This window comes from Gammaproteobacteria bacterium, from assembly GCA_013697705.1.
GTDB lineage: Bacteria > Pseudomonadota > Gammaproteobacteria > UBA6002 > UBA6002 > UBA6002.
This window is the reverse complement of record JACCWJ010000032.1, coordinates 42,918-52,318: the sequence shown is the minus strand read 5'-3', so window position 1 is coordinate 52,318 and position 9,401 is coordinate 42,918. Positions and strand designations below refer to the sequence as shown.

Annotated in this window: 9 protein-coding genes and 3 tRNA genes; 8 read left to right on the top strand and 4 right to left on the bottom strand. The window is 43.4% G+C overall.

Features of this window, described 5'->3' with window-relative positions; genetic code table 11:
- Positions 1-342: 342 nt before the first annotated feature.
- Positions 343-418: transfer RNA gene (locus H0U71_07780), tRNA-Glu, on the bottom strand.
- A gap of 65 nt (positions 419-483) precedes the next feature.
- A tRNA-Ala gene (locus H0U71_07775) sits at positions 484-556 on the bottom strand.
- A 187-nt stretch (positions 557-743) separates the two neighbouring features.
- Here H0U71_07775 and H0U71_07770 point away from each other — a divergent pair.
- Complete coding sequence (locus H0U71_07770; protein MBA2654942.1) at positions 744-953, top strand: hypothetical protein; 210 nt, start codon at positions 744-746, stop codon at positions 951-953.
- Here the strand turns inward: H0U71_07770 and gltX are convergent.
- A complete protein-coding gene (gene gltX / locus H0U71_07765; protein MBA2654941.1) occupies positions 901-2,343 on the bottom strand; it encodes a glutamate--tRNA ligase in 1,443 nt (480 codons plus the stop codon). The genes H0U71_07770 and gltX overlap by 53 nt on opposite strands.
- Before the next feature lie 76 nt (positions 2,344-2,419).
- On the opposite strand from gltX, the gene rseP reads away from it, so the two are divergent.
- The 4 genes from rseP to H0U71_07745 all read left to right on the top strand — a co-directional run bounded on the left by rseP (position 2,420) and on the right by H0U71_07745 (position 6,476).
- Complete coding sequence (gene rseP / locus H0U71_07760) at positions 2,420-3,793, top strand: RIP metalloprotease RseP (protein MBA2654940.1); 1,374 nt, start codon at positions 2,420-2,422, stop codon at positions 3,791-3,793.
- A 286-nt stretch (positions 3,794-4,079) separates the two neighbouring features.
- The gene (locus tag H0U71_07755; protein ID MBA2654939.1) at positions 4,080-4,235 is read left to right on the top strand and encodes a hypothetical protein; all 156 of its coding nucleotides are present in this window, start codon (positions 4,080-4,082) and stop codon (positions 4,233-4,235) included.
- A gap of 146 nt (positions 4,236-4,381) precedes the next feature.
- On the top strand, positions 4,382-5,662 hold the full coding sequence (locus H0U71_07750) for an MFS transporter (protein MBA2654938.1): 1,281 nt from the start codon (positions 4,382-4,384) through the stop codon (positions 5,660-5,662).
- Between the two features lie 28 nt (positions 5,663-5,690).
- Positions 5,691-6,476, top strand: a complete 786-nt coding sequence (locus H0U71_07745) for an SPOR domain-containing protein (GenBank protein ID MBA2654937.1) — start codon at positions 5,691-5,693, stop codon at positions 6,474-6,476.
- A 183-nt stretch (positions 6,477-6,659) separates the two neighbouring features.
- Here H0U71_07745 and H0U71_07740 read toward each other — a convergent pair.
- Positions 6,660-6,743, bottom strand: a tRNA-Leu gene (locus H0U71_07740).
- A gap of 129 nt (positions 6,744-6,872) precedes the next feature.
- Here H0U71_07740 and queA point away from each other — a divergent pair.
- Genes queA through yajC form a run of 3 tightly spaced genes read left to right on the top strand, consistent with a single transcriptional unit; the run spans position 6,873 to position 9,391 of the window.
- Positions 6,873-7,901 carry a tRNA preQ1(34) S-adenosylmethionine ribosyltransferase-isomerase QueA gene (gene queA / locus H0U71_07735; protein ID MBA2654936.1) on the top strand — a complete coding sequence of 343 codons (1,029 nt, stop codon included), beginning with the start codon at positions 6,873-6,875 and terminating at the stop codon, positions 7,899-7,901.
- Positions 7,902-7,939: 38 nt separating this feature from the next.
- Positions 7,940-9,034 (top strand): tRNA guanosine(34) transglycosylase Tgt, encoded by a 1,095-nt coding sequence (tgt, locus tag H0U71_07730; protein ID MBA2654935.1) that lies wholly within the window; start codon positions 7,940-7,942, stop codon positions 9,032-9,034.
- Positions 9,035-9,040: 6 nt separating this feature from the next.
- Positions 9,041-9,391, top strand: a complete 351-nt coding sequence (gene yajC / locus H0U71_07725; protein MBA2654934.1) for a preprotein translocase subunit YajC — start codon at positions 9,041-9,043, stop codon at positions 9,389-9,391.
- Positions 9,392-9,401: the final 10 nt, after the last annotated feature.

Sequence of the window (9,401 nt, the reverse complement as noted above, 5' to 3'; positions counted from 1 at the left end):
CGCTACGCTACATCCAGGCTACAACACCCTCAAAGTAGCCTGGATGTAGCGTAGCGAAATCCAGGGAAATTCAGTTTGATGCGGTTGCCTTGGGTTTTCGCTTTTGCGATCCGCCCTTCCACGTCGTCTCGGGATGACGGCAAGTAGAACTGCATACTGGGCGCTTGAGGAATTAAGCGGTAGGGCATAAATTTGCCGTAATGCTGATTTGAGATCGCAGATGGCTATAGAATATTGCAACAAGGCTGGATATGTCGCGGACTATGGGTGTTTTAGCGTGACTGGAAACCCGGATTTCGCTTTGCTTCATCCAGGCTACATTGGGTAAGAAAATTTTAAGACTGGCGTCCCCAAGGGGATTCGAACCCCTGTTACCGCCGTGAAAGGGCGATGTCCTAGGCCTCTAGACGATGGGGACATATTTAAGAGCGTTGCATTCTATCGTTTTTGTATGTGTCTGGCTACTATTTTCATCATTTAAAATGGAGCTAGGCGGGATCGAACCGCCGACCCCTTGCATGCCATGCAAGTGCTCTCCCAGCTGAGCTATAGCCCCGAGAGCAGCGATTCTAGGTCTGTACTTCTAAGCTGTCAAGTTGATCCCTCCAAAAACCAGACATAGGGTCTCAGGTAAGGTCAGATACCTTTATGAGGGCTCGGTTGCGAAAGTTGCGGCATGCCAAACGTGACTAACAGTACCACCTTCATTACAATAGGGTTTTTTCAAGGATAGGGAGAGGCTCATGCAAAACATCAGAATTGCATTAATGGCAGGTGTATTGTATGGCTTAGCGGGATGTTCTTCGTATAAAAGTGTCGAGTACCCTGCGGCAATTCCCGGAGGTTATTACAACGCCTATTATAATAAAAATGCTGTTATTTTATACAAAAGACCCAGCGCTAAGTTTGGTTGTTGGCTGGCTCCTGTGGGCTGGGACTGTGTTCGTCGTTAGACAATTTTGTCAGAAAATCGCGCAAACGTTTTAACGTTTTCTCCTTACCTAATAATTGCAATGTGAGATCGATAGAGGGTGATTGTGTACCCCCGGTCACTGCAATTCTGAGCGGCTGAGCAACTTTGCCCATTTTTAAGCCACTGGATTCTGCCACCTCAACAATAGCTGCATGTAAATTTTCTTTATCCCACGTTTGAATGCACGATAACGCATCAAGTAAGGCTTCATATATCACGCCAGAGTCAGGATTTAATTCTTTTTTTATCGCGACTTGATCATATTCTAAATTGTCTTCAAAAAAGAATCGGCTGCGTTCGACCATTTCTACTAGGGTTTTAACCCGTTCCCGTTGAGCTACTACAACATCTACCAATTTTGGGCCATGGGCCGTGTTGATGTCCAACCGATTAAAGTGCCACGCTAATTCAGTTGCAATATAGTCGGGGGAAGATGTTTTTATATAGTGTTGGTTCAGCCAAATTAATTTTTCTGGATTGAAAGTAGCCGCTGAGCGACTGATAGTGTCTAACGTAAACAGCTCAATCATTTCTGCTTTAGTGAAAATTTCTTGATCCCCATGAGACCATCCTAATCGCACCAAGTAATTTAATAAGGCTTCCGGTAGATAGCCCTCGTCTCGATATTGTAATACGCTCACAGCGCCATGACGCTTGGAAAGCCTTTTCCCATCTGCTCCTAAAATCATGGGAACGTGCGCATAAAGAGGTGGCGTGGCGCCAAGAGCATTGAAAATGTTTATTTGTCTTGGGGTATTGTTGATATGATCATCGCCTCGAATCACGTGGGTGATCTTCATGTCTAAGTCATCAATGACGACCGAAAAATTATAAGTGGGCATGCCATCGGTGCGCGCAATGATTAAGTCATCCAGCTCTGAATTTTGCACCGAAATGCAGCCGCGTACTTGATCATCAAAGGTGACTGTCCCTGATTCTGGATTACGAAAACGTATTACAAAAGGTTGATTAGATTCGGTAGGTTGAAGATTGCGGCAGAATGCGTCATACCTAGGTTTTTCTTTTTTGGAAGTTTGTTCTTCTCTCAGTTGCTCTAATCTTTCTTTTGAGCAATAGCAACGATACGCTTTATTTTCTTTTAACAGCTGGTCAATGATTTCCTGATACCTATCCATACGCTTTGTTTGATAGAAAGGTCCCTCATTATAATCTAGCCCTAGCCACTCCATCCCTTCTAATATTGCCACAACCGCTTGCTCCGTAGAACGCTCGCGATCGGTATCTTCTATTCGCAGAATAAAATCACCCTGGTGATTTTTGGCGTACAACCAAGAAAAAAGAGCGGTTCTCGCTCCACCAATATGCAAATAGCCCGTGGGACTGGGCGCGAAACGTGTTCTAACAGTCATGTTACTCTCTTACTAGGGTATTTAATCACTTAAGAAGAGTATACAATTTAAAGAAGGATCAACAAAGGCCAATCATATGGATGTCTTCACCCAAATTCTCGCTTTTATCATCACAGTGCTGGTGCTGGTTTCCATCCATGAGGCGGGACATTTTGTAGTTGCAAAACTACTTGGAATGAAAGTCCTACGCTTTTCTGTCGGTTTCGGTAAAGCCATCTTTAAGTTCCACGATAAAAAAGGGACGGAATATGTCATTGCCTTCATTCCCTTGGGAGGCTATGTCAAATTATTAGATGAAAGAGAAGTCGCGGTTCCGGAGGCTGAAAAACATTTAGCGTTTAATCGTCAACCTCTATGGGCAAGGACGCTAGTAGTTCTAGCGGGTCCCATGACCAACCTGTTATTTGCCATTTTAGCCTTTTGGCTGATGTTTATGGTGGGCATTGAATCGCTTCGGCCTGTTGTGGGCAGCGTCCAGCCTAATTCAATTGCTGCGCGTGCGGGCCTGCAACCAGGCGATGAAATAATCAAAGTCGACGGAACACCTACTTTAACTATGCAGCAGGTGGTGATGCGCGTCGTGGAACGGCTTGGGGAAAAGGATTCAATGGATATTGAAGCAATTAGTGCGCTCACGCATTTACCCGTTCACTATAATTTGAACTTGCAAAACTGGGTGGTAAATCAGTTAAATCCAGCGCCCTTAACCAGCCTAGGAATCGAACCACTTCGCCCAGAAATTCCTGCAATAATTGGAACTATTGCCCCGCAAAGTCCAGCGCAGGTGGCGGGTTTGCTACCGAAAGATAAAATTTTAACCCTCAATAATCAGCGCATTGCAAATTGGTATGATTTGGTGGCGATGATTCATGCCAATCCAGGTAAAACAGTTACTGTGACTTATGCGCGGAATAATAAGAGCGAAAGTAAACGCATAACAATTCAGAAAAAAAGTGCAGGATTACGCTATGTGGGTTCGATCGGAGTCAAGCCGCCACCCATTAGTATTCCTGCCAATATGATTACCCTTAGGAAATATCCTCCGTTCCCTGCATTAGGTGTTGCCACCAATGAGACCTGGCAATTTCTAGTATTTAATTTTGTCGTACTTAAAAAAATGATTATGGGGCAGGTTTCTTTAAGTAGCTTGGGCGGTCCCATCACGATTTTCCAAACGGCTGACGACGCTTTTCGTCAAGGCGCGAGTGTGTTTCTGGGATTTTTAGCTCTAATTAGCGTTATGTTAGCCTTCATCAACGTCCTTCCGATCCCCGGATTAGATGGAGGGCATCTGCTTAATTTTTTAATCGAATTTATTATCAGACGCCCGCTATCGCTACGGTTTGAGATGATTAGCGTTCAGGTAGGCATATTTTTGCTTATTATGCTAATGGTATTAGCCACCTTTAACGATATCCTGAGGCTATTTGGCGGTAGTCCGCCTTCTTAGACAGCCGCTTTTGTATGCATAAACCTTCCTCCCCTGTGAGAAATTTGCTCTTCTCTTTGTCAGAGAAATAGCGTTTATAAAAGGTTCATGATGTATAAAATATAATTTCTTTCATAACTGATTGAATTATAAGTTTTTTATTCAGCCCCCTATCTTTTGCGGTATTTTGTCCTCAGAAAAATGGCTTTTTTGGTATTGTTGCCTAAAATTAATTTGCTAGAGTATTTATTCTTTTAAGACAATTCATGTGGTTACAGGATGTAGCTACTGATCAAGGAGGATCAACATGAAGCGTGCAATTAGTAATATTATCACGTTCATTTTTCTAGGTTTTCTGCTCATTGGGTTACTGGGTGTATTTCAAAATATAGTCCAAGATATTCATCAATCCTTTGCTCAGCAACAACCTAAATACCACGTTTTAGCATATGATAGAGCGTGATCAAGTTCTTGCACATGCTGGCGTAAAAGGTTTGTAGGCACTTTTTCGTCAGCAGAATGCAGGTGCGCTTTTGCATGTTGGCCTCTATATGCTAACATCCCGTGTTCATAACTTTCCGCAGTAATTACCAATAAGTTTGTTTCTTAATGAATGATATAAGTGACTTGAATAATCGCCCAAGTTTGCGAGCCTATCTCGTCTATGCGCTAGCGGCTGCATTTCTTTTTTATGAGATGGCACTTCAAGCTTCACCCAGTGTGATGACCCACTCATTGATGCGCGATCTGAGTTTAGATGCAGCTGGCCTAGGAGTTATGGCGAGTTTTTATTTTTACTCTTATACATTTATGCAAATCCCTGCCGGCCTTTTGTTCGATCGCTATAATGCCCGCATCCTTATAACCTTAGCTGTATTTGTATGCTCCTTGGGGGCTTTTTTCTTTGGCACTACCACTACTGCAACATTGGCAGCATCGGGGCGCTTTTTAATGGGGGTGGGTTCCTCCTTTGCCTTTATCAGTGTTCTCGTAATAGCTGCACGCTGGTTTCCAGTGCGGTATTTTGCTTTCTTGGTAGGTGTTGCCCAACTCTTGGCTGCAGTAGGCGCAATGGGGGGTGAAGTACCTCTTGCTGCGGCGGTCACACACTTTGGGTGGCGACAAACCATTACTTTCCTTTCTTTAATCGGCTTCGTTTTAACCGTGCTGATCTGGTTAGTTATTCGTAATCAGCCTAAAACTACGCTAAACAAAGTGATGCCTCCCGTCGAGGGGGTAGTTAAAAGCTTGCAACATATAATGGGCAGTTCTCAAACATGGTGGGTGGCTTTATATGCTTTTTGTAGCTGGGCGCCGATCACTGCCTTTGCTGAGTTGTGGGGAGTCCCTTATTTAATGACGGTGTACCACATAAGCAATACCCTTGCAGCAACGGCAATAGCCATGACTTGGCTAGGGCTGGGAATAGCCAGCCCTATTTTGGGGTGGTTGTCAGATCGCTTAGGCCTTAGAGGGGCGTTGTTAGGAACTTGCGCGGGATTAGGCTTAATCACTACCGTTCTAATACTCTATATACCGTACTTACCTTTAAGTTTAATGTTCGTCCTATTATTTGGATTTGGCATTGCAACGGCGGGCCAGATACTCACCTTTGCTATCGTGAAAGATAATAATAAACCCAGCGTGACCGCCGCAGCAATGGGATTTAATAATATGGCAGTCGTCGCTGGTGGCGCCCTTTTTCAACCCCTGGTCGGTATTTTATTACGTCAGTACTGGGAAGGAAGTATGTATAACAATGTGCAGGTATATTCGGCGCATTCTTACAGAATAGCGTTAATCGTTATTCCACTTTGTTTCTTTATTGCGTGGATTGTCAGTGCTTTTTTTATTAAAGAAACTTATTGCAAGCCAAAATTTACAGAATAAAATGTTTTATCTCGCAAAGGAGCTGTTTATGAAATCTAAATTATCCATACTTTGTTTTGCTGTTGGTCTTTTTACGGTAGGTAATGCATTGGCTACCACCGCCGATATGAATACCAGTAAGACGATGAATACTTCTAAGGCCACTCTTTCATTTGACCAAATTAAAATGGCTGCAGAAAGCGGCGATTCTGATGCGCAATATGCGCTGGGGTACATGTATTATTATGGCAAGGGGGGCGCGCCTAAAGATAGTGGTCAGGCCAAAATATGGATTGGAAAATCCGCAGCTCAAAAACAACCTCAAGCGATTAAAGCTCTGGCTTTAATGACGGCACAGCAGAAATCAGCTCCTGCCTCTACCCCACAACAAACCGTTACACCCAATATGCCAGATAAGACGGCGGCACAAGAAAACAGCGCTGCACCGGAAAGCAAAAATAGTCCCGCTCAGCAAGCGACTGCCGATGCTCGCAATCAAAATATGACCTTGGTTGACATGCGTAAGAAAGAGGTTGAAGAAGAGATTGCAACTGCGGCTCCAACAGGAGGGGAAGGGTATACCGTGCAGTTATTAGGATCTTCTGATCGCGTTCAAATTGCAAAACTTGTTAGAGAGCATCATCTGGGAAATGCAGCGAAAATATATAAAACCACCTTTAAAAACAAAGATTGGTTCGTGTTAATTTATGGTCAATTCAAAACCCAATCCGAAGCAAAGATGGAAGCGAAACGATTAGAAACTGAATTAGCTTTAAAACCTTGGGTTAAACCCTTTGCAAGTGTCAAACGTTTCAATTTAATTGCTGCCTCTTAACATTTAGGAGTTGCAGATTAAAAGGGGCCTCCTCCGCGAATGGGTTGGATAGATGGTAATTTATGCGAGAGAGGGTGATCCCGGATTTCGCTTCGCTCGTCCAGGCTACGATTATAGTAGCCTTGATGCAGCGTAGAGAAATCAAGGTTTCGTAGAGGGGACTTCTGGCTGCTGAATAATGAGTGCCGAGGGTGGGACTCGAACCCACACGGCGTTACCACCACCAAATTTTGAGTCTGGCGCGTCTACCAATTCCGCCACCCCGGCAAGGAAGGGTGAGTATAACAAAGGCTACTTAATAAACAAGTCTGTGATTTCCATGTAATCTCCTGCGGGATATATTGGTAAACAATACCCACATATTGTATAGTTTTTTGCCGTAAAAAAGTGGTGTTTATGAAAACGAGTGATTTTAATTTTATTTTACCTGACGAACTGATAGCGCGTTATCCACTGAATCATCGATCTGAAAGTAGACTCTTGTGTTTAAATCAGAATCGCGGGATTAACCATCATATCTTTTCAGAGCTGCCTACACTTTTGAATGATGATGACGTACTCATATTCAACAATACCCGGGTCATACCTGCACGTTTATATGCTCAAAAAAAGACGGGGGGCAAGGTGGAGATTCTCGTCGAGCGTATCTTGGAAAATGCAATGGCTTATGCACATGTAAAAGCAAATAAGTCTTTGAAGCTACCGTGCACTGTTGTATTACAAAATGAAGTTGAAGTGACTATTTTAGAGCGCAGTGATAGTTTATTTAAATTACAGTTTCATACCGATCAGTGCTTGCAGGATTTGCTGAGTGAAGTAGGCACGATTCCCTTGCCTGGCTATTTACAGCGACAGGCTGAAGAAATTGATAAAGATCGTTATCAAACCGTTTACGCTGCGCAAAGTGGTGCGGTGGCTGCCCCGACTGCTGGACTTCATTTTGATCAGTTGTTGCTGAATGAGTTGCAACAGAGAGGGATAAAGTTTGGCTTTATCACCTTGCATGTAGGAGCGGGCACGTTCAAACCGGTAATGGTTGAACAGATTGAAGATCATAAAATGCACCATGAAATTTTTGAAATTCCTCCTGATGTCTGTGAATTGGTGAATGAGTGTAAAACCAAAAATGGCAGAATTATTGCTGTGGGGACAACAGCAGTTCGTGCATTAGAAAGCGCTATGCAGGGTAAAGACAATTTAGAGCCCTGCTCAGGCGAAACCAATATTTTTATTTATCCCGGTTATCATTTTCGCTGTGTCGATTCATTGATCACTAACTTTCACTTACCCAGGTCAACATTGCTGATGTTGGTATGTGCTTTTGGAGGCTACGAAGAGGTCATGACCACTTACCAAGCTGCCATAAGTTCAGGTTACCGATTTTACAGTTATGGTGATGCGATGTTCATCAGGAATAATAGTTAGTGCAAATCAGCGAGGCTCAGAACAAAGTGAGTAAGAAAATGAAATTTGAGGTATTGGCAGAGGCGGGTAGTGCGAGACGTGGTCGATTAACGTTTGAAAATGGTACCGTGGAAACACCTGCATTTATGCCCGTAGGGACTTATGGTACCGTAAAAGCAATGACTCCTGAGGAGGTGTCTGCAAGTGGTGCACAAATTCTTTTAGGAAATACGTTTCATTTAATGTTGCGCCCAGGAACAGACATAATAAGTGCTCATGGCGATTTGCATGATTTTATGCACTGGAAAGGCCCTATTTTGACTGACTCTGGTGGGTTCCAAGTATTTAGCTTATGTAAATTACGCAAGCTGACGGAAGAGGGTGTTTCATTCCAATCCCCTGTCAATGGCGACAGAGTCATGTTAACGCCGGAAAAATCTATGGAAGTGCAGCGTTTACTCGGATCAGATATTGTGATGGTATTTGATGAATGTACCCCTTATCCCGCGACTCATGAGGAGGCGCTCTGCTCCATGGAAATGTCGTTACGGTGGGCTAGACGGAGTAAGGTAGCGCACCACGATAATAATTCAGCTTTGTTTGGCATAGTGCAGGGAGGTGTTTATCCCGAATTAAGAAGTCAATCAATTGATGAATTGGTAAGAATTGGTTTTGATGGTTATGCAATTGGAGGCCTGTCGGTTGGAGAGACGAAGGCGGAAATGCTGCATGTCTTGAATGATCTTATGCCAAAGATGCCTCAAAACAAACCTCGTTACTTAATGGGGGTGGGAACTCCTCAAGATTTAATTGAGGGAGTATTAAGAGGGGTGGATATGTTCGATTGCGTTTTACCCACTCGTAATGCGCGCAATGGACACCTATTTACCTCAACTGGCGTCGTACGCATTCGAAATACACAGTATAAGGCTGATCTGGGTCCTCTTGATGCTAATTGCGATTGTTATACGTGTCTAAATTACACGCGTGCCTACCTGCACCATTTAGACAAATGTCGGGAGATTTTGGGGGCCAGGCTTAACACCATTCATAATTTGCGTTATTATCAAAGGTTAATGTTTGATTTGCAGAGGGCGATCGAACAAGGTAAATTAGCCTCTTTCCAGCAGGAAGTGGCGTGTATTGGAGATTAATATTCTATGACTCTTTTAAATCTTTTAGGTGTTTCAGATGCATTGGCTGCGACTTCCGCTAATGCTGGGGCAAATGGTGGCTTAGCCTCCTTCCTTCCCATGATTGCTATATTTTTTGTGGGCGCTTATTTTTTGATGATTCGTCCTCAAAATAAACGTGTAAAAGCGCATCGCAAGCTAATGTCTGAATTATCTAAAGGTGATGAAGTCGTCACTGCAGGTGGCCTTATTGGCAAGATTGCAAAAATGACAGACGAATTTGTTACCATTTCCATTGCAGAAAATGTTGATATCAACATCCAAAAATCATCTATTGCAAATGTTCTTCCAAAAGGAACAATAAAGTCTATCGAGTAACGCCAACCTC